Here is a 19,923-nt window from a genome sequence, read left to right on the forward strand (position 1 = left end):
CGCCCTCACCGAGGCCTCCGAGCCGGCAGAACCGACCCAGGAGGTGAGCACCACCCTCGTCCCTGCCCTGACCGCCTAACCCCTCATCGAGGGATCACCCTCGTACACCACTCCACCGGACTTGACCAGACGCTGCCCTACGCACCGGGCTCCTGCACGTCGGCTATGTCCTCACCCACGCCGTGGCCACCCGTATCGCCCACCACACCGGCCCCGAGCCGACACCGGAAACCGACACGACCTGGCAAAGCCTCCAGCGGGTCCGCGGCATCGAGCAACTGCTCGACGCCCACCTGCACGGCCAACGCCGCCCGCAGCCGGCCGCCCACCAGGTCGCCGAAGTCACCGGCGCCCTGCACGGCTGGCTCCAGGTCGCCTACCGCGCCCTCGAACCTCCCGACCCGATGACCCGGCTGATCCACGCCGACACCGCCAGGAGCGTGCTCATCAACACCGCACGACTCGCCGTCCACGGCGCCCAATCAAGCCAACTCGACACCCACGACGTCCGCGAACGTCTGCTACCAGCCATCCGCGAGGCCGTGCAGGGCTGGGAGGACTCCCGCACCCTCTGGGCGGCCATGATCACCCCGGCCGCCAGGCAACTACCCGACGTCGTCGCCGCAGCCACCCGACTCCAGCAGGCGCTACGCCAACCCGAACTGACCCGCCACCCAGCCGCTCACGAAGCCACCATCGCCTCCGCCCTGGTAGCCACCTGCGAGGTAGCGCTCATCAACGAACGAGCACTCACCCATCCCCAGCTGACCGCGCCGGCCAGCACAATCGCGAAGCTGACCACCGAGGCCTACGAGAAGGACCCACATAACCAGTCCTGGTTCCACGTCTGGAACAGCATCAACAACCTCGAAGGCACCACACCGACCCAGCTCCCCGAGATCGTCCGCACAGACCTCGCAACCCGAGCCCAAACCACCCTGCAAGCCACACTCGCCGCCCGCTCGGCAGGTCACATCCTCACCCAGCCCCGCCGTCCCTCGCCAGACGCAACATTCCACAACGCCCAAGTCGGACATCCCGCAGCGACGGCCCAACGTGAACCGCCCACGAGGACCAGCTCGCGGCCGCTCACCCGCACACGGAACCGACGAGCACCGTGACTTCCAACTTGTCATAAGACAAGACGCGGCAGAGGCTGGCTCTCGCGAGCTTTTTGTGACTTTCGACGGTGACTGGCGGTGTTCTGTCGATGCTCGGTGGCGGCCTATCTGGCTGATGCGGGCGGAGCTGCGCGGGCCGACGCTCCGTAAGCCGATCCGCATGCGGTAGCCGCTGCCGAATGAGTGCCATACGACAGCGCCCGGACCAGGAGCACGCGTAGATTGGCCGAAGGAGGGTGCAGCGATGATCCCGACGATGATTCTTTTCGGTGTGATCTTTGGACGTTGGTGGCTCATCACGCTGGCAGCGGCTGCGGTTGGATGGCCTTTACTCCTCATCGCTACCAGCGTCGCTGACGTCCACGCCGGCCTGATCTGGGCAGCGGCACTCGCCGTAGTCAACGCTGGCATCGGCGTGCTCGTCCATCAGGGTCTCCTCCATGGCTACCGGCACCTTCGACGTCCCGCCTCCAACGAAGTCCTGAACTGACCGCTTCTCCTTCTCACGGATCGGAGCTCCGGTTACCGATCCCCTGCGGAACGTGGATGGCCTCCGTTTCGAGGAAGGCGCGAGCCCGTACGGACGGAGCCGCGGCCGGTTCGATGCTTACGGGACGGTCAACGCTCAAGACCTCCGACCGCTCCGTGCTCGCGTGCCAGAAGGACGCGGCCCAGCGCACCGAGGCGCTCTGGACCCCGGTGGTGCCAGGCGTCCAGCGACCACTACTTGTCCTGGGCAGCGCGCCTCTATAGTCAGCGTCTGCTGTATGGTCAGCGTATGCTGACTCTTGCTTCGCGGCTGGACGTGATGAACCGGTTGGGCCGGGCGATGGCCGACCCGACCCGCTCCCGGATCCTCATGACGCTCCTCGAGGGCCCGAGCTACCCGGCGGTGCTCGCCCGGGACCTGGGCCTGACCCGGTCGAACGTGTCGAACCACCTGACCTGCCTGCGGGACTGCGGCATCGTCGTGGCCGAGCCCGAGGGGCGCCAGACGCGGTACGAGATCGCCGACCCGCACCTCGCGGCGGCGATGACCGCGCTGGTCGAGGTGACGCTGGCCGTCGATGAGAACGCCCCGTGCGTGGATGCCGCCTGCACGGTGCCCGGCTGCTGCCCGAGCGGGACCGTGGCATGAGCGCGACCACCCACACGCCCGTCGAGCAGCTGGAGAGCGACGACGAGCACGAGGCGCCGTGGTGGGGTGACCGCGCCGTCATGATCCCTACCGCCTCGGGGGCTGCGTTCGTCGCCGCGATTGGCTGTGAGTGGTCCGGCGCCGAGACAGCGGCTCTGGTGCTGTTCTGGGTCGGTCTGCTGCTCGGGGCCTCCACGTTCGTCCCCGGTGCGCTGCGCAAGCTCGCCACCGGCCAGCTCGGCATCGCACTCCTCATGACGATGAGCGCCACCGGCGCGGTCATCCTCGGCCATGTGGAGGAGGCCGCGGCCCTGGCCTTCCTCTACTCCATCGCCGAGGCCCTCGAAGACCGGGCCATGGACCGCGCGCGTGCCGGGCTGCGTGCACTGCTCAAGCTCATGCCCCAGGGCGCCACCGTGCTCATCGATGGTCAGAGCGTGACCGTCCCGGCCCGTGACCTGGCCGCGGGGCAGGTCATGGTGATCAGGGCCGGTGAGCGCATCGCCACCGACGGGATCGTCCGGACCGGGCACAGCAGCGTGGACACCTCGGCGATCACCGGTGAGTCGATCCCCGTCGAGGTCGGCCCGGGTGATGGGGTGTCTGCCGGGGCGATCAACACCGCCGGTGCCCTGCAGGTGGAGGCGACCGCGCCCGGTACCGACAACTCCCTTACCACGATCGTGAGCCTGGTCGAGCAGGCCCAGGCCCAGAAGGGGCAACGCGCTCGGCTGGCCGACCGTATCGCCCGCCCGCTCGTGCCCGGCGTCCTGGTCCTGGCCGTGCTGGTCGCGCTCATCGGCTCACTCGCGGGTGACCCGCAGATCTGGATCACGCGCGCCCTGGTGGTGCTTGTGGCCGCCTCCCCGTGTGCGCTGGCGATCGCGGTGCCCATCACCGTGGTCTCCGCGGTCGGCTCGGCCAGCAAGTTCGGCGTCATCATCAAGAGCGGGGCGATCTTTGAGCGCTTCGGGGATATCGGGCACGTCGCCTTCGACAAGACCGGGACCCTGACCCGGAACCAGCCCACCGTCACCGCCGTCGTTCCCGCCGCCGACGTGACCGAGGAGCAGGTCCTGGCCTGGGCCGCCGCGCTCGAGCAGCACAGCACCCACCCGCTGGCCGCTGCCATTACCCAGGCCGCCCCCGCACCCGGAGCGGCTGAGGGCATTACCGAGGAAGCCGGTCACGGCATCCACGGCACCGTCGACGGCGGTGAGGTGCGGGTCGGCAGCCCCCGCTGGGTCGACCCGCGCGACCTCAGTGACCGGGTCCGTGACCTGGAATCGCAGGGGATGACCGTTGTCGTCGTCCACCGCGATGGCACGGTCGCCGGGGTCATCGGGGTGCGTGACGAGCTGCGCCCCGAGGTTCCCCAGGTCATCAAGACCCTGACGGGCCAGGGCATCGGCGTCACGATGCTCACCGGGGACAACGAGCGCACCGCGCGCGCCCTCGCGGCGCAGGCCGGCATCAGTGACGTGCGGGCCGAGCTGCGCCCTGAAGGTAAGTCCGCCGCCGTGGGCGAGCTCGGCGCCCGCCGGCCCACCGCGATGATCGGCGACGGAATCAACGACGCCCCCGCCCTGGCCGCGGCCGACGTCGGGATCGCGATGGGAGCCACCGGCTCGGACGCCGCGATCGAGTCCGCCGACATCGCCTTCACCGGCCAGGACCTGCGGCTCCTGCCCCAGGCGATCGCCCACGCCCGACGCGGGCGGCGCATCGTCAACCAGAACATCGTCCTGTCGCTGCTCATCATCGCCGCGCTGCCACCCCTGGCCATCACCGGCGTCCTGGGCCTGGCCGCTGTCGTGCTCATCCATGAGGTCGCCGAGGTCCTGGTCATCCTCAATGGCCTACGGACAGCCCGAAGCCGTCGCGTTACGGTCTAGGACCTGTTGGCCATCAGGTCTGTTGCGCCGGTTGCACCCATCGCACCGGTTTCCCGAGGGCCGGGTTCAGGGCGCCTCGCATGGCGCGTCAGCCGTTGGATCAGTTCCGCGGAACCGGCTCCGAGGCGACTAGTCGCGGAATGGCCTTGACGTAGATCACCATGCCGAGGAGTTCGACCATGGTCTGGGTGACGACGACGAGCGGAACCAGGCTGAGGGGCGCGGGCAGGGCAAGCGCTAGTGGGAGTACCACCAGCGAGTTTCGAGTGGCGCCGCTGAAGATCACTGCCCTGGTGCTTCCTGGGTCGAGCCGTGCGACTCGTGCGCATGCCATGCCGAGTGGAACCATCACCACCAAGAAGGCTACGTAGAGGGGGATGACGGCCAGCAGTGCGGTGATCTCTTGTCCGACTCCGTAGATCTGTGACGCGATCACCACAGACAGTGTCGCCATCATCAACGGGACCATCATCGCCTGCATGGCGGTCATTACGGTCGCGTCGGCTGTCCGTTTCCGCGACCACCACTGGGTCACGGCTGCCAGGGCGAGAGGGATGATGATGAGCCCGATGAGCGCTTCGAGGAACGGGCCTGGTTCGATGCCCGAGACGAGCTCCGGCCCGACGAAGAGGAGCAGGTAGAGCGGCAGTAGCAGCATCTGGGCCACCATGAGGAGCGGCGCGGCAGCCAGCAGACGCTCACTGGAGCCGCCGGCGAGTCCGGCGAAGACGATCACGTAGTCAATGCACGGGGTCAGCAGCACCAGCAGCACGCCCACCAGTAGGACCGGGCTGTCGGCCACGAACCGCGACAGGGCAAAGACCACGGCAGGAACGATGACGAAGTTCAGGACCAGGATCGTGGCCATGAAGCGCGCATCGCGCACGGCCTGACCGATCGCCGAGAACGGGATCCCCAGGAACGTGGCGAACAGCAACAGCCCGAGCACCGGAGTAATGGCGTGCTCAAGGGGTCCGGCGGCAGCGGGCAGCGACCAGCCCAGGAGCGCTCCACCAGCATGGCCAGCAAATACAGCCCGATCTGGTGGCGCTCCATCGCTTGGACCAAGGAGGGCAGCGGCACAGCGCCAGTGTCGCGGGTCACAGGTAGCGGCAGACGTCCTCGGGGGAGCATGTGGCCGGGTCGCCGGCGGCGGCGTCCTCGCGCAGGGCGACGATCGTGGCGCGTAGCTGCGCGAGCTCGGCGAGCTGTCGGTCGATCACCTCAAGGCGGGTGTCGAGCAGGTCGGTGACGTGCTGGCAGGGTGCCTGCCCCCGGTCGCGGATGTCCAGCACCTGGCCAATCTGGGCCAGGGTCAGCCCGGCGGCTTGCCCCCGGCGGATGAAGTCCAGCCGGTCGAGCACCTCGGGGCCGTAGTCCCGGTACCCCGCCGGGGTCCGGCCCGCGGCGAGCAGCAGCCCGACCTCCTCGTAGTACCGCAGGGTCTTGCTTGTCGTGCCTGACGCCTGGGCCACCTCACCGATCCGCATGCCACTCATTCTGCCTTGACCTTCCAGTGCACTGGAAGGTCAATCCTGAGGACGATGAAGGAGGAGCTCATGACGGCAACGGCTAGGGGCAGGTCGTATGACCTGGCGGTGATCGGGTCCGGTGGGGCGGCGTTCGCGGCCGCGATCCGGGCCACCAACCTGGGCAAGCGGGTGGTGATGATCGAGCGCGGCACCGTCGGCGGTACCTGCGTGAACACCGGGTGCGTGCCGTCCAAGGCCCTGCTCTCGGCCGCCGAGGCCCGCCACGTCACACTGGACGCCTCCCGGTTTCCCGGCCTGCCGGTCCCCGACGTGGGGCCGGTGGACTTGTCCGCCCTGGTCGCCGGCAAGGACGAGCTCGTCGGGTCACTGCGTGGGGAGAAGTACCTGGACCTGGCCGCTGAGTACGGGTGGGACCTCCTCCCCGGGGATGCCACGTTCGTCGGCACGCCGACCGAGCCGGCACTGCGCGTCACCGGCCCTGGCGGCACGGTGGAGACCATCCGGGCCGAGCACTACCTCATCGCTACCGGCTCCACGCCCTGGGCGCCGCCGGTCCCCGGCCTGCAGGAGGTCGGCTACCTGACCTCGACCACCGCGATGGAACTGGACCAGCTTCCGGAGTCGCTGTTGGTCATCGGCGGCGGTTTCGTCGCCATGGAGCAGGCCCAGCTCTTCGCCCGGCTCGGCGCCCGGGTCACCATGCTGGTCCGCTCACGCCTGGCCTCCCACGAAGAACCCGAGGCCGCCACCGCCCTGGAGGAGATCTTCGCCGAGGAAGACATCCAGGTCATCCGCGGGGCGGTGCCCAGCGCGGTCCGCCGCGACCCGGCCACCGGCGAGGTCGCCATCACCGCCACCACCGCAGACGGCCCACAGGAACTGCGGGCGGCCGAGGTGCTCGTCGCCACCGGGCGCCGCCCGGTCACCGGCACCCTCGGCCTCGACACCGTCGACGTGCGCACCAGCGACCACGGCGCGGTGGTCGTCGACAATCACCTGCGCACCACCAATGCGCGCATCTGGGCCGCCGGAGACGTCACCGCCCACCCGCAGTTCGTGTACGTCGCCGCGGCCCACGGCACCCTGGCCGCCGACAACGCCCTCACCGGCGCCCGCCGCGAGGTCGACCACCGCCACTTGCCCCGGGTCGTGTTCACCAGCCCTGCCCTGGCCGCCGTCGGGATGACCGACCAGCAGGCCCGCGCCGCCGGGATCCGCTGCGACAGCCGCGTCCTACCCCTCGCGCACGTCCCGCGCGCGATCGTCAACCGCGACACCCGCGGGCTCATCAAGATGGTCACCGACGCCGACACCGGCCGCATCATCGGCATCACCGCCCTGGCCCAGGACGCCGGCGACCTCGCCGCCGCCGGCGTCTACATCCTCCAGGCCGGCATGACCACCGACCAGGTCGCCAACCTCTGGAGCCCCTACCTGACCATGGCCGAAGGCCTCAAGCTCACCGCCCAGGCCTTCACCACCGACGTCGCCAAACTCTCCTGCTGCGCAGCGTGAAACCCGTATTGGGATCCGCTTCCGGGACGTGGCCGCCTCCGCTTCGAGAGGGACTATGAGCTCATGCGGGCGGACCGCGGCGGGTTCCTCAATCGGACGTTTCAACGCGTCTCGCGTCAGAATGCGACGACGGCTCCCTGTGGGGTCTGGGAGGCGTCGGTGGCAGGTTCGGCGGCCTGGCCGAGGGTGGCGAGGTAGCGCTCGGCGTCCAGTGCCGCGGCGCAGCCGGTCCCGGCGGCGGTGATGGCCTGGCGGTAGGTGTGGTCGACGGCGTCGCCGCAGGCGAAGACGCCGGGGACGCTGGTGGCGGTGGAGGGGGCGGTGACGACGATGTAGCCGTTCTCGTCGAGGTCCACCTGCCCGGCGAGCATGTCGGTGCGCGGCACGTGCCCGATCGCCACGAACACCCCGGTGGCGTCCAGCTCGCGCTCCTGGCCGGTGACGGTGTTGCGCAGGGTGATGCCGGTGACCTTGTCGGTGCCGTGGATCGCGGCGACCTCGCTGTTCCAGGCGAAGTCGATCTTCGGGTTCGACATGGCCCGGTCGGCCATGATCTTGGAGGCGCGCAGCTCGTCGCGGCGGTGCACGACCGTCACCTCCTCGAAGCGGAGGCCGGCGCGTTCCGCAGGGGATCCGCCATCGGGACCGAGCGCGCATCAGCCGCGGCCGCAGTTGCCTGCACCTCCTGGGAAGGGCCGAGTGTCTCGTGGCACCGTCGCGACGCCCTCAAGCTCGGAGGCCGTCGGTGGGACTGAGAGACTGCGGCGGTGAAGACACCCACGGGACTGAGCAGCGATGAGACGCAAGTCGCCGCCTTCACCACCGATAGCCATGAGACAACGTCACGCATGTTCCTTCCCGCGCACGGACCGGCGGGCGCGGTGATGACCTGGCGGGAGCTCGCGGCACACGCGGGCGTACCCCTCACTGCGGACCTGCGCTGGTCGGCCATGGTCCGCCGGCTCGATCCAGCGCTCCAGCGTGAACTCACCGCACCGTTTGCCGTCGCCTCCCCGGCCACGTTGGAACGACTTGTGGACGTCCTTTCGTCCGCCACCTCGACGCCCGAACGCTGCTATTTCTTCCTATGGCCCGGTTATGCCGGGGACATAGACGACATCAATCCGGAGGAGGTCCCACCACTTCTCTCGGCACTAGCGGGGCAGGACCACGTCCTACACACCGCCCCTCTCTCCTGGCTCCTGGAGCGAACCAACGACACCACAGATCCGAGGATGCCCGTCTTCGTGTGGCCGCATGACGGTGCATTCCTGCTGGGTTGTCCGCTCTACCACGACTCCCTGTACCTCAGCGGTGCTGCGGCACTTCTCGACGCCATGCGGTCAGACGGCCTTGAGGTGCTCCCGATCGCTCGCAACATCGAACTCCCGGGTGAGGGCGACTGAACGAGCCTTCCCCAGAGTCCTCCGCGACGCCGAGGCCAGCCACGTTCCGCCAGGCGATCGACCTGCGCCACGGCCTCTCACGTGTCATAGGGGTGGTGCTCTTCCCAGCCACGCGGAGTAGACAGCAAGACTCGCCGGCCAAACTGCGGAGCGAGCCACAGGTGTGTGATTGAAGGAGGTAACGGCGGTGGCTCCGGTGGGAGACTTTCGCCGGACCAGAGGCCGTCAGCGACAGCAAAGGGCAGGGCGCTGAGGTGTACCGGAACGAATAGGTGCCGCTCGTCCGCTTCAGCACGGGCGAGCTTCTCGAAATGACGCGGCATCGGTGGCTCAGCGAATGCCGCGAGCAGGGCCTGCCTGAGTCCGCGCAGGGAGCGGTCGACTCCCCCGCCACGGCCAGTTGGAACGACCATGGTGTTGCGAACCGTGGCGCCGTCGATCGCGGGCACTTCCGGGTGGCCCCGCATGTCCGAGGTCGACTCTTCGACAAGCCACACGACGTCGGGGTCGACATCTTCGTGGCGGCGCCACAACTGCTCGGGCCGAGTGACACCCGCGGCCTCGCACAGGAGCGCGATACGGCGGTAGGAAGTCCTCAAACGCGGCAGATCCCTTGGTGAGCCGACTTGGACCGTCCACCACCACTGGCCGGGAGAGGGCCAACCGAAGTCGTCACGGCCAAGCAGAGCGTCTGTCTGCAGAGCGCCGGCCGCTGCCAGAGCTGTCACCTCGAAGGCTGCCTGCCGACCGTCGGGCAGGGTAAGCGTCGCGTCGACCACGCCCTGCCGGCCTTCGACGTCCCACGGGGTGGCGACCGCACCGAGCACTCTCTCGGCGATCAAGCACGCCGCCTTCTCTTGGCGACTCAGGCCCTCCAACCGGTCACTCATAGGGCACGACGACCAGGCGCAACGTCCATAGGTCTGAGGATGCACGCTTCCGGGGTCCGTAGGGAGTGCTTGACCGCCTTGCTGCTCGGTAGGTGTCGGACGTCCCGTAAGACGAACCCGTTGCGGAGACGGTGCAGGTCATCGGCGGAGACCCACGCCCGAGTGTTCGCAAGACCCGCCCGAAAAGGTTGTCCGGTAACGGTGCGTCATATGAGACGGCCTGTCGTCGCGTAAACGAAGGATTCCGCTACAAGGTTCGGGCGTCGAGATCTGAAGTTCGGGGCGGTCGGTGTTCTGTGGTTTCTCGCCATCGGCGTTTGTAGCGGAACTCAGTATCAGAATCTACGGTTCGATACTTCCGGGGCTCGACGACTTTCGGTACGGTCGCCAGTGTGAGTCATCTTCTGGGGTATGCGCGCGTGTCGACCAGCGATCAGGATGCGTCGCTCCAGGTCGATGCGCTGAAGGCGGCCGGGTGCTATCGGGTGTTCGTCGACACCGTCTCCGGGGCGCTGGAGCATCGGCCCGAGTTCGACAAAGTCCTCGATCAGCTGCGACCGGGCGACACGCTGGTGGTGTGGCGGCTGGACCGCCTGGGTCGCTCGATCCGACATCTCATCGATCAGCTACGTGCCCTCGACGAGCGCGGCGTGGGGTTCCGGTCCTTGCAGGAGACGATCGACACCACCTCCTCCGGTGGCCGGCTGGTGTTCCATGTCTTCGCGGCGCTGGCGGAGTTCGAGCGCGACCTCATCCGTGAGCGCACCAACGCCGGGCTTGCGGCCGCCCGGGCGCGGGGCCGCACCGGCGGGCGGCCCTCGTCGCTGTCACCCGCTCAGATTAAGGCGGCTCGGCGGATGTATGAGCAGAACGAGATGACGGTGGCTCAGATCGGTGACGTGCTCGGAGTCAGTCGCACCACCATCTACCGCGCGCTGAACCGCCAGAGCACCCAAGCGGTGCCACGACGGTCGAGAAGCGCCGTGTAGATCATGGACGCGGCCGGGCGCTGGCAGATCCTCAGACTCCATGTCGAGGACCACGTCCCGCTCGCCGCTCTCGCCCGGGACTCCGGAATCGGGCTGCGCACCCTGGAGCGCTGGCACGCCCGTTACCGCGCCTCGGGATACGCCGGCCTGGACGCAGGGCGACGCTCTGATGCCGGCACTCACCGATTACCTGCCGAGCTGGTGGCGCTGATCGAAGGTCTTGCATTGACCAAGCCTCGGCCAACCGTCGTCACGATCCACCGCAAAGTGAGCGGCATCTGCAACAAGGAGGGATGGCCGGTCCCGTCGTATGCAGTGGTACGGGCGATCGTCGGCGCGCTGGACCCGGGAATGGTCACTCTCGCCCTGGAAGGGCCGACGTCCTACCGGGACAAGTACGAACTCGCGCTGCGCCGACAGGCCGAGCGGCCCAACGCGATGTGGCAGGCCGACCACACCCTGCTCGACGTCCTCGTGGTGGGCACCGACGGCAAGCCTGCCCGGCCCTGGCTGACGACGATCATCGATGACTGCTCACGCGCTATCTGCGGGTACACCGTGTTCCTCGGTGCGCCCTCGGCCATGAACACCGCGCTGGCGCTGCGCCAGGCGATCTGGCACAAGACCGACCTCTCCTGGCCGATGTGCGGCCTGCCCGACGTGCTCTACGTCGATCACGGGACCGACTTCATCAGCAACCAGCTCACCGGCACAGCCGTGGACCTGCATATCCGGCTCATCCACTCTGCCGTCGCTCGTCCTCAGGGACGCGGCAAGGTGGAGAGATTCTTCCGCACCGTGAACACCGAACTTCTGGCTCGTCTGCCGGGATACATCGCCGAGGGCCACCCCTGGCCAACGCCGAAGCTGTCCCTGGCTGAGCTAGACGCTGAGCTGGAGGGATTCGTCGTCACCTACAACGACCGCACTCACAGCGAGCTCGGCATCTCCCCGCGCGCTGCCTGGATCGCGGAGGGCTGGTTGCCGCGGATGCCCGAGAGCTTGGAGGACCTCGACGGGCTGCTGCTCACCGTCGCCCGGACCAGGGTGGTGCGCCGCGATGGCATCCACTTCCAGGGCCTGCGCTACATCTCCCCAACCCTGGCCGGCTATGTCGGCCGGTCGGTGGTGATCCGCTACGACCCCAGGGACATCACGGAGATTCGCGTGTTCGATCACGAGGCGTTCGTCTGTAAGGCCATCAACCAGGACCACCACGACCAGAAGGTCAGCCTCAAGGAGGTCCAGGCCGCCCGCAACGCCCGCCGCCGGGCTCTGCGGCAGGGCATCAACGAGCGGATCGCCGTCGTGGCCACGCACACCACCGAACCAGTGACCGAGGCGTCGTCGCCGGCGCCGCGGCGGAAGTTGAAGGTCTACAGAGAGGACCTGAGGTGAGTCAGCGCTTCATCGTGACCAAAGAACACCGCCGCTTCACCGAGTTCGCCGACGCCGTGCGCCGCGGGCACACCATCGGCCTGTGCTTCGGGCCAGCCGGCGTGGGCAAGACGCTCTCCGCGCGCCGCTACGCACGCTGGGACAAGGCCCAAGACCTGCTGACCTACTGGGGACCGCGCTCCGACAGTGACGCGAAGGTCTACGCCGCGCTGGCCCAGAGCCGCACCGTGCTCTACACCCCCAGCGTGCTGACCACCCCACGGGCCTTGAAGGACGAGCTGGACCAAGTCATCACCCGCACCAACATGTGCATCGAGCAGCACCTCGCGCCGGCCGGACAGGTCACGCCAGAGACGCGCGGGTGGCGCCACAGCAGGAACTACGTGGAGTTGATCATCGTCGATGAGTCCGAACGCCTACGGCCCACCGCACTGGAACTGCTGCGCGACCGCTACGACCGTGACAACATCGCCCTCATCCTGATCGGCATGCCCGGTCTGGAGAAGCAGTTCAGCCACTACCCCCAGTTCTACAGCCGCGTCGGCTTCGCCCACCAGTACCGACCCCTGGGCAAGGACGAACTGCTCTTCGTCCTGCAACGCCATTGGCGCGCCCTCGGCAAGACCCTCGATCCCGAGGACTTCACCGACGCCCAGGCCATCGCCGCCATCGCCCGCATCACCCGCGGGAACTTCCGGCTCCTGGAACGACTCTTCCCCCAGATCGAACGTGTCCTGAAGATCAACGAACTCCACACCATCACCAACGACGTCATCGAAGCCGCCGCCAGCACCCTGGTCATCGGCGCCAGCTGACAGGCCGCCACACAGCACCTACAGAACCCCGCCATTTATCGCCGCAAGCCACACGTCGCAGTAGAGTCCTACCAACGTCAGAGCAGCACTTCTGTCGGAGGGTCTAAACATGGCGCAACACGGCCAGACCGTCGGATACGTTCGGGTCTCCACCGCTGACCAGAATCTCGCCCGTCAGCTCGAGAGCATCGGTGAGGTTGACCGGCTGTTTCAGGACAAGGTCAGCGGAGGCTCGCGGAGCGCTCGGCAAGGACTTGCGGACTGCTTGGCGTATCTACGCGACGGCGATGTCCTGCGGGTCGCATCGATGGACCGGTTGGCTCGCTCGTTGGTCGATCTGCAGCAGATCGTCGACGAGGTGCTGGCGAAGGGGGCCAGCGTCCACTTTGTGAAGGAGAATCAGACCTACTCGGCCGCAACCACCGATTCGCTGAGCCGGCTTATGCTCCAAGTACTGTGTGCTTTCGCCGAGTTCGAACGAAACCTCATCCGGGAACGGCAGGCCGAGGGAATCCGGATCGCCAAGGCGGCTGGAAAGTACCGGGGCCGTGACAAGGCGCTGACCCCTGCCCAGGTCGACGAAGCGCGAACCCTGATTGCGAACGGGACCCCGAAGACCATCGTGGCTACCCGGTTTGGGGTGAATCGGTCCACGTTGTACCGCGCGCTCTCGGAGCAATGAGTGAGAGGCGGCGGCGCCCGATCGCCAGTCGACCACGGGTGTTGTCCTGAACCAGAACTGGACGTAAGCGGACCTGCACGTAGGCGACGCAACGCGGAGCGCTCGCTACTTTCGGTCAGGGTGCCCACCCTTGAGCTTTGTTGACTGAGGCGAGCAGCGAGACGCGTGCCATGGCTTGTGATGGTGTCACCGCATCATCTCCCGCAAACAGTGAAGCCGGTGGCATCGCTACTACCGAAAGGTGAACGATGAACCATCGTCCGCCAACCAAGGGAACACATCGCCGGGGCACGCAGGACAATCTGCGGTCTGTCAGGTCGGAGCGTCGACCGGCCTACGTAAATCGTCCGCAGCCGGCCGAGCGCAACAACAGCCGCTGGTCGACCTCAGGGGAAACCCCAGTCGTCCTGACCGGTTTCTACCCGATTCACATCGCGCCCCGATCGGAGGTGCAGCGGTAATGGCAGTGAGGAGAACCCAGCTGGCCACCCTCGATCGGGTGCCTCGCCAGTACGAGTCCATCCAGGACGCGGCCCGACGCACGGGCGTGAGCGAGAAGACCATTCGTCGCCGGATCCAGGACGGCGTTCTACGTGCCTACCGGATGGGGCGGATCATCCGCTTGGACCCTATCCAGGTGGACGAGGCATTCGCGCGGGTCCACTCCTGGCGGGACAGGTGATCGGCGATGGCGCGGCGCCGAAAGCGTCAGTTCGGCGAGATCCAGGAGATCGAGTCGAGGGTGCCGGGTCGTCCTGTTCGCTATCGAGCCCGGTATATGGGTCCGGACGGGAGACGCTACTCGGCTCCCACGTTCGCCAGTTACGGTGAGGCCGAAGCCTGGCTCAACAACGTCCAGGCCGAAGTCCACCTGGGCCTGTGGGCGGCGGAGAAGGCCAGCCGCAAGTCGACGAAGAAGGCCACTCCGGCCCTGTTCGCGGATTTCGCGGAGAGTTGCATCGTCAATCGGATGAACCGGCCGGTGAAGCCGTTGCGGGCATCAACGGCGGACAACTATCGCAAGCAGCTGCGGTTGGAGTTGCTGCCGGCGTTCGGGGACAAGCGGGTGGACGAGATCACCGAGGGCGACGTCAATGCCTGGCACAAGGCGTCGATGGCGAAGGGGCATCCGACCCAGACCGCGAACGCGTACCTGTTCTTGAACTCGGTGATGAACGAGGCGGTCGAGGCCCGGATCATCGACGCCAATCCGTGCCGGGTACCTGGTGCGAAGGGCAAACCGGCGCCCAAGCATGAGGCCGAGGCGCTGTCGGCGGACGAGTTGCGGGACTACCTCAAGGCAGTGCCGGAACAGTACCGCGTGCCGTTGATGCTGGCCGCGTTCTGCGGTCTGCGCTCCGGCGAGGTCCGCGGGCTGCGGGTCCGGGACGTCGACCCCGTCACCGGGCGGATCTCGGTGCGGCAGGCGGTTACTCGGATTCAGGGCGAGTACCTGCTGGGCAAACCGAAGACCAAGGCTGGGGTCCGCACGGTCTACGCCCCCGAACTGCTCCGCGAGGGCCTGGCTGCCTATGTCAAGGGCAGGAAGGGTGCCCGGGACGGTCTGCTGTTCACCGCCCGGGACGATGCCAGTCCGCTGCACGCCGACGTGCTCCGGTCCGCGCACCTGAAGGGCCGGGACGCGATCGGGCGGCCGACCTTGCGTGTTCATGACCTGAGGAAGACTGCGGCTACCCTGGCCGCCCAGCAGGGAGCCACCGTGAAGGAGATCATGGTGATGCTCGGCCACACCACTGCCGAGGTGGCGATGATCTACCAAGCCGCCGGCGAGCAGCGCATGAAGGACATCGCCAACCGCATGAACGACGCCCTGGACGACTTGCGCGGGGTTTGAACCCAGACACTTCAGCGCCGGTCTTTCGGTCCCGTGAAGGCGGCAAGAACGGACACTGCGCCAGCGGCAGCCATCTGCCCGCAGGGACCACTCGGCTCTCGCCCCGAAGCTCACCTCGTGTGGAGGCAGCGGGGGCCGCAGCCTCAGCCATCTTGAAAGCACCTTGCTCCCAAGTGGGACGCGCCGCTCATTCCCTGGCTGACGGTCGGTCTGCTGTGCCCTGGAGGGCTGCCGAGACCTTGAAGGCCGATCTGGGAGCAGACGGACCCGCTGCACTCATACTGACGCTTCGGCCGTCTCCGTGCCCGGGCATCGCTACAGCGCTGCACGACCAACCAGTGGCTCACTGGCTGCTTGATCGTCACGCAGTCCCCCCCAGACTTTGGGGAATCTTTTGGGGAATGAGGGGCCATTTTGGGGAATCTGTGACCATCCTTGACCCCTGCCATGAACCAACGAACCCCGGCCTGACTAGGTATTTCGCCTTGTCGGACCGGGGTGTGGAAGGGCGCCCCCGAGAGGATTCGAACCTCTGCTCCCGCCTCCGGAGGGCGGTGCTCTATCCCCTGAGCTACGGGGGCAATGACCGGGTTCCGGCCTTGCGGGCAGGGTTCAGGCTAGCACTCGGCCGGCCCAGCGTGAAAACCGGCGAGACCCAGGGTGCGTCCTGCGCCGAGCAGCATCGTGTGTCCCGGCCGCAAAGTGCACGCCCCAGGGGTGTACGCGTGCAGTATCGCGCCCCCGGGCCGATGAGTGCTCGCCCCGAAGGTGTTGCGCGTGCACCATCAACCCCCTTGCGTCAAGGCAGTGGCGGGTCCAAGGATCGCACTGACGCCGACCCCCGCGCGGACGCTGATTGGCCCGCCGTTGCCGGGTCTGGGAGAATGGCACACCGTGACCCACATGCACGTTGCCGGGGCGATCCATGCCGACGCCTTCCAGCCGAGTCCGCAATGGCTGAAGCGTCCGGACGACGCCAACGCGCTCGACAAACGGCTTTGGAGCCACACCACCAAACGTAACTCCGACGGCGTCATCGAGGTGGCCGGCATCCCGGTCACCGATGCCGTCGAGCAACTCGGCTCTCCGCTCTACCTGATGGATGAGGCGGACTTTCGCCGCCGGGCCCGGGACTTCGCCACCGCCTTCGCCGGTTGGGACGTCTACTACGCCGGCAAGGCGTTCCTGACCCGCACCGTGGCACGCTGGATCGCCGAGGAGCGTTTGTCGCTGGACGTCTGCTCCGGCGGCGAACTCACCACCGCGCTGCGCGCCGGCTTCGATCCGGTGAAGATCGGCATTCATGGCAACAACAAGAGCGTCACCGAGCTGGCCGACGCCCTGAAGGCCGGGGTCGGCCACATCATCGTCGACTCACTCGACGAGATCGAACGCATCGAGCAGCTGTGCCGCGACAACGACTGGCACGCCCGGGTCATGGTGCGGGTCACCCCCGGAGTCGAGGCGCACACCCACCAGTACATCGCCACCGCCCACGAGGACCAGAAGTTCGGCTTCTCGATCACCAACAACCAGGCCATGGTCGCCATGGTGCGTTGCCATTACAGCCCGTCGATGACGCTGCTCGGCCTGCACAGCCATATCGGATCGCAGATCTTCGACACCGGCGGGTTCGAGGTCGCGGCCCGCCGAACCATGAAGCTGCTCGCGCAGTTCGCCGAGGCGACCGGCGTCCAGTTGCCAGAACTCAACCTGGGTGGCGGCTTCGGCATCGCGTACACCAACGCCGACAACCCGCTCACCCCTGACGAACTGTCCCGCAACCTGCGCGACATCACCACCCTGGAGGCCCGCGCCCACCAGATGCCGCTGCCGCGGCTGGCGATCGAACCGGGCCGGGCCATCGTCGGCCCGAGCACGATGGCGGTCTACACAGTGGGCACGGTCAAGCCGGTCGACCTCGAGGACGGCAGCCAGCGCAACTACGTCAGCGTGGACGGAGGCATGAGCGACAACATCCGTCCTGCTCTGTATGCTGCCCAGTACTCGGCGAACCTGGCCAACCGCAACTCGGCCGCACCCCCGGTGCTGAGCCGAATCGTCGGCAAGCACTGTGAGGGCGGTGACATCCTGGTGCATGACGTCTTCCTGCCCGCGGACACCCGACCCGGCGACCTGATCGCCGTCCCCGGTGCCGGGGCATACAGCCGCGCGATGGCCAGCAACTACAACCACACGCCACGCCCTCCGGTGGTCGCGGTGCGAGACGGGGAATTGACCACCCTGCTGCGGCGCGAGACGCTGGACGACCTGCTCGCGCTTGACGTGGGGGAGTGAGGAATGGAAATGACGCAGATCGACGAGCAACCGTTGAAGGTGGCCCTGCTGGGCTGCGGTGTGGTGGGTACCCAGGTGGCCCGACTGATCATCGAGCAGGGGGCCGATCTCACCGCGCGAATCGGACGTCCCCTCGAACTCGTCGGGATCGCGGTGCGCAGCCTCGATCGGCCGCGCCCCGTGAAGCTGCAGTCGCTGTTGACCACCGATGCGGACGCCCTGGTGAGTCGCGGCGACATCGACATCGTCATCGAGCTGATCGGCGGCGAGACCGACGCCGGTCGGCTGATCAGGCTGGCCATCGACCACGGCGCCTCGGTGGTCACCGCCAACAAGGCCCTGCTGGCCAGCCAGGGTGAATCCATCTTCCCCGCCGCCGAGCGGGCCGGTGTCGACCTTTACTACGAGGCCGCGGTGGCCGGCGCCATCCCGATCATCCGGCCGCTGCGCGAGTCGCTGGTCGGCGACTCCATCCAGGTCGTGATGGGCATCGTCAACGGCACCACCAACTACATCCTGGACAAGATGACCACCGAGGGGATGGACTACCAGACCGCTCTGGTGCAGGCCCAGGACCTCGGCTACGCCGAAGCCGACCCGACCGCCGATGTCGAGGGACACGACGCCGCCGCCAAGGCCGTGCTGCTGGCCAGCATCGCATTCCACACCTGGGTGAGCGACAGCGCCGTCTACTGCGAGGGCATCTCGCGAGTCATGCCCGGCGACATCCGAGCGGCCCGTGATCTCGACTGCGTGGTCAAGCTGCTGGCGGTCGCCAACACCCTCGACGACGGCCGGATCAGCGTGCGCGTCCACCCGACGATGGTGCCCAACAGCCATCCGCTGGCCAGTGTCGGCGGCGCCTACAACGCGATCTTCGTAGAGGCCGCCGCAGCCGGCCGACTGATGTTCGTCGGGCCGGGTGCCGGTGGCGCCCCGACTGCCAGCGCGGTCGTCGGCGACCTGGTCACTGTGGCCCGCAACCGGGCCCGGGGGGTCGTGGGTCCTCGTCAATCGGTGTACGCCGACCGCGAGGTGGCTCCGATCGGGGCCCTTCGGACGCGTTACTTCCTGCGCTTCCGGGTCACCGACGAGCCGGGCGTGCTGGCCGCCGTGGCCAGCATCTTCGCCAACCACCACATCTCGGTGCAGACTGTGCAGCAGATGCCGGTCGATGAAGCCGGTTCGGTCGCCCGTGACGTCGCTGAACTGAGGATGATGACGCACGTTGCCGGCGAGGACGACCTGCTCGACTGTGTTGCCGCCCTGAAGGCGGCCCCGCAGGTGCGCAGCGACGTCCGGTTCATAAGGGTGGAGGGAATCTAGATGGAGCTGGCCTGCCTCGACCTGGAGGGCGTGCTGGTCCCCGAGGTGTGGATCGCTGTAGCGCAGACCACCGGGATTGCCGAGTTGCGGCTGACTACCCGCGACATCTCCGACTACGACGAGTTGATGGAGCATCGGCTCCGGGTGCTCGACCAGCACGGCCTCAAGCTGCCCGACATCCAGGCCGTGATCGCGACCCTGCGGCCACTGGACGGCGCGCCGGAGTTCGTCGACTGGTTGCGCGAGCGCTACCAGGTCATCATCCTGTCCGACACCTTCTACCAGTTCGCCGACCCGTTGATGGCCCAGCTCGGCCGGCCCACCCTGTTCTGCCACCACCTGCTGGTCGCCGACGACGGCACGATCACCGGCTACCGGCTGCGAATGGCCGACCAGAAGCGGCACTCCATCATCGCGTTCCAGAGCCTGAACTTCGCGTGCATCGCTGCCGGCGACTCCTACAACGACACCTCGATGCTCGGTCAGGCCGAGCAGGGCATCCTGTTCAACCCCCCGCAGCGCGTCGTCGACGAGTTCCCGCAGTTCCCGGTCACCCGCAACTACGACGAGCTGCGGACAGAGTTCACCCGCGCCAGCCAGCGGCTGGCCAACAACTGACCCCGTTACGGCAACTCGCCGTAACTGCCTGGCCTGCCGGTCGTGGATTCGCCCCGGCGTTTGCTAGGCTTGCTCCAGCCCGGCGGTCTGTCGTCGGCATGGGCCTGACAGGTCAGACCCATGCGTCCTGGTATTGGACGCCAACCTTCCACGGCTGAGCAAGTACCACTTTCGGGACGAGCACACCAAATACCCTGCGTTTTGCAAGTGGTGAAAGGACTTTCGTGAGCGAAACTCCATCGAGCCCGCAAGGGCTCTCGTCCATGCTCCTGCCCGAGTTGAAGAAGCTGGCCTCGGGCATGGGCATCAAGGGTGCCGGCGCGATGCGCAAGGCCGACCTGATCCAGGCGATCAACTCGGCCCAGTCCGGGGCGCAGCGTCCCGCGCCCGCAACGATCCAGGTCGAGCAGTTGCCGGCCGCGCAAGCCGCCCCACTGGCGGCCGGTGCAGCGACCGGTCAGGACGCCGGGCCCAAGCAGGACGC

General features: G+C 67.6%; 18 protein-coding genes, 1 tRNA gene and 1 pseudogene. 15 read left to right on the forward strand and 5 right to left on the reverse strand.

Features of this window, described 5'->3' with window-relative positions:
* Positions 1-182: 182 nt before the first annotated feature.
* From WBL05_RS02875 to WBL05_RS02885, 3 genes are all read left to right on the forward strand, one after another.
* A complete protein-coding gene (locus WBL05_RS02875; RefSeq protein ID WP_424223617.1) occupies positions 183-1,121 on the forward strand; it encodes a hypothetical protein in 939 nt (312 codons plus the stop codon).
* Between the two features lie 778 nt (positions 1,122-1,899).
* Positions 1,900-2,259: a Cd(II)/Pb(II)-sensing metalloregulatory transcriptional regulator CmtR gene (cmtR, locus tag WBL05_RS02880; RefSeq protein ID WP_324653754.1), complete on the forward strand. Its 360-nt coding sequence runs from the start codon at positions 1,900-1,902 to the stop codon at positions 2,257-2,259.
* On the forward strand, positions 2,256-4,154 hold the full coding sequence (locus tag WBL05_RS02885; protein WP_424223618.1) for a heavy metal translocating P-type ATPase: 1,899 nt from the start codon (positions 2,256-2,258) through the stop codon (positions 4,152-4,154). The genes cmtR and WBL05_RS02885 overlap by 4 nt, the downstream gene beginning before the upstream one ends.
* Before the next feature lie 100 nt (positions 4,155-4,254).
* On the opposite strand, the gene WBL05_RS02890 is transcribed toward WBL05_RS02885, so the two are convergent.
* Positions 4,255-5,103 carry an arsenic resistance protein gene (locus tag WBL05_RS02890; protein WP_424223619.1) on the reverse strand — a complete coding sequence of 283 codons (849 nt, stop codon included), beginning with the start codon at positions 5,101-5,103 and terminating at the stop codon, positions 4,255-4,257.
* A gap of 151 nt (positions 5,104-5,254) precedes the next feature.
* Positions 5,255-5,644 carry a heavy metal-responsive transcriptional regulator gene (locus WBL05_RS02895; protein WP_424223620.1) on the reverse strand — a complete coding sequence of 130 codons (390 nt, stop codon included), beginning with the start codon at positions 5,642-5,644 and terminating at the stop codon, positions 5,255-5,257.
* 69 nt (positions 5,645-5,713) lie between these two features.
* Here WBL05_RS02895 and merA point away from each other — a divergent pair, with 69 nt between their 5' ends.
* On the forward strand, positions 5,714-7,162 hold the full coding sequence (merA, locus tag WBL05_RS02900; protein WP_424223621.1) for a mercury(II) reductase: 1,449 nt from the start codon (positions 5,714-5,716) through the stop codon (positions 7,160-7,162).
* A 116-nt stretch (positions 7,163-7,278) separates the two neighbouring features.
* Here merA and WBL05_RS02905 read toward each other — a convergent pair.
* A pseudogene (locus WBL05_RS02905) lies at positions 7,279-7,800 on the reverse strand (NAD(P)/FAD-dependent oxidoreductase); the annotation flags it as partial.
* Between the two features lie 129 nt (positions 7,801-7,929).
* Here WBL05_RS02905 and WBL05_RS02910 point away from each other — a divergent pair.
* Complete coding sequence (locus tag WBL05_RS02910; RefSeq protein ID WP_424223622.1) at positions 7,930-8,568, forward strand: hypothetical protein; 639 nt, start codon at positions 7,930-7,932, stop codon at positions 8,566-8,568.
* Positions 8,569-8,645: 77 nt separating this feature from the next.
* Here WBL05_RS02910 and WBL05_RS02915 read toward each other — a convergent pair whose 3' ends face one another.
* Positions 8,646-9,410, reverse strand: a complete 765-nt coding sequence (locus tag WBL05_RS02915; protein ID WP_424223623.1) for a hypothetical protein — start codon at positions 9,408-9,410, stop codon at positions 8,646-8,648.
* A gap of 440 nt (positions 9,411-9,850) precedes the next feature.
* On the opposite strand from WBL05_RS02915, the gene WBL05_RS02920 reads away from it, so the two are divergent.
* From WBL05_RS02920 to WBL05_RS02945, 6 genes are all read left to right on the forward strand, one after another.
* Positions 9,851-10,447, forward strand: coding sequence for a recombinase family protein (locus WBL05_RS02920; RefSeq protein ID WP_102508262.1), 597 nt, complete (start codon positions 9,851-9,853; stop codon positions 10,445-10,447).
* Between the two features lie 3 nt (positions 10,448-10,450).
* Positions 10,451-11,845, forward strand: coding sequence for a Mu transposase C-terminal domain-containing protein (locus WBL05_RS02925; protein ID WP_102508264.1), 1,395 nt, complete (start codon positions 10,451-10,453; stop codon positions 11,843-11,845).
* Positions 11,842-12,660, forward strand: coding sequence for an AAA family ATPase (locus WBL05_RS02930; RefSeq protein ID WP_424223624.1), 819 nt, complete (start codon positions 11,842-11,844; stop codon positions 12,658-12,660). Before WBL05_RS02925 ends, WBL05_RS02930 begins: the two co-directional genes overlap by 4 nt.
* A 109-nt stretch (positions 12,661-12,769) precedes the next feature.
* Complete coding sequence (locus tag WBL05_RS02935) at positions 12,770-13,342, forward strand: recombinase family protein (RefSeq protein ID WP_424223625.1); 573 nt, start codon at positions 12,770-12,772, stop codon at positions 13,340-13,342.
* Positions 13,343-13,802: 460 nt separating this feature from the next.
* The gene (locus WBL05_RS02940) at positions 13,803-14,024 is read left to right on the forward strand and encodes an excisionase family DNA-binding protein (RefSeq protein WP_424223626.1); all 222 of its coding nucleotides are present in this window, start codon (positions 13,803-13,805) and stop codon (positions 14,022-14,024) included.
* Between the two features lie 6 nt (positions 14,025-14,030).
* Positions 14,031-15,197 (forward strand): tyrosine-type recombinase/integrase, encoded by a 1,167-nt coding sequence (locus tag WBL05_RS02945; protein WP_424223627.1) that lies wholly within the window; start codon positions 14,031-14,033, stop codon positions 15,195-15,197.
* Between the two features lie 509 nt (positions 15,198-15,706).
* Here WBL05_RS02945 and WBL05_RS02950 read toward each other — a convergent pair.
* Positions 15,707-15,778: transfer RNA gene (locus tag WBL05_RS02950), tRNA-Arg, on the reverse strand.
* 313 nt (positions 15,779-16,091) lie between these two features.
* Here WBL05_RS02950 and lysA point away from each other — a divergent pair.
* The 4 genes from lysA to WBL05_RS02970 all read left to right on the forward strand — a co-directional run.
* On the forward strand, positions 16,092-17,495 hold the full coding sequence (lysA, locus tag WBL05_RS02955) for a diaminopimelate decarboxylase (RefSeq protein ID WP_424223628.1): 1,404 nt from the start codon (positions 16,092-16,094) through the stop codon (positions 17,493-17,495).
* A gap of 9 nt (positions 17,496-17,504) precedes the next feature.
* Positions 17,505-18,821: a homoserine dehydrogenase gene (locus WBL05_RS02960; RefSeq protein ID WP_424223629.1), complete on the forward strand. Its 1,317-nt coding sequence runs from the start codon at positions 17,505-17,507 to the stop codon at positions 18,819-18,821.
* On the forward strand, positions 18,822-19,439 hold the full coding sequence (thrH, locus tag WBL05_RS02965) for a bifunctional phosphoserine phosphatase/homoserine phosphotransferase ThrH (protein ID WP_424223630.1): 618 nt from the start codon (positions 18,822-18,824) through the stop codon (positions 19,437-19,439).
* 224 nt (positions 19,440-19,663) lie between these two features.
* The coding region (locus WBL05_RS02970; RefSeq protein ID WP_424223631.1) for a Rho termination factor N-terminal domain-containing protein at positions 19,664-19,923 on the forward strand (260 nt) is incomplete at its 3' end.

It is taken from the genome of Brooklawnia sp., from assembly GCF_049651565.1.
In the GTDB taxonomy this organism is placed as follows: domain Bacteria; phylum Actinomycetota; class Actinomycetes; order Propionibacteriales; family Propionibacteriaceae; genus Brooklawnia.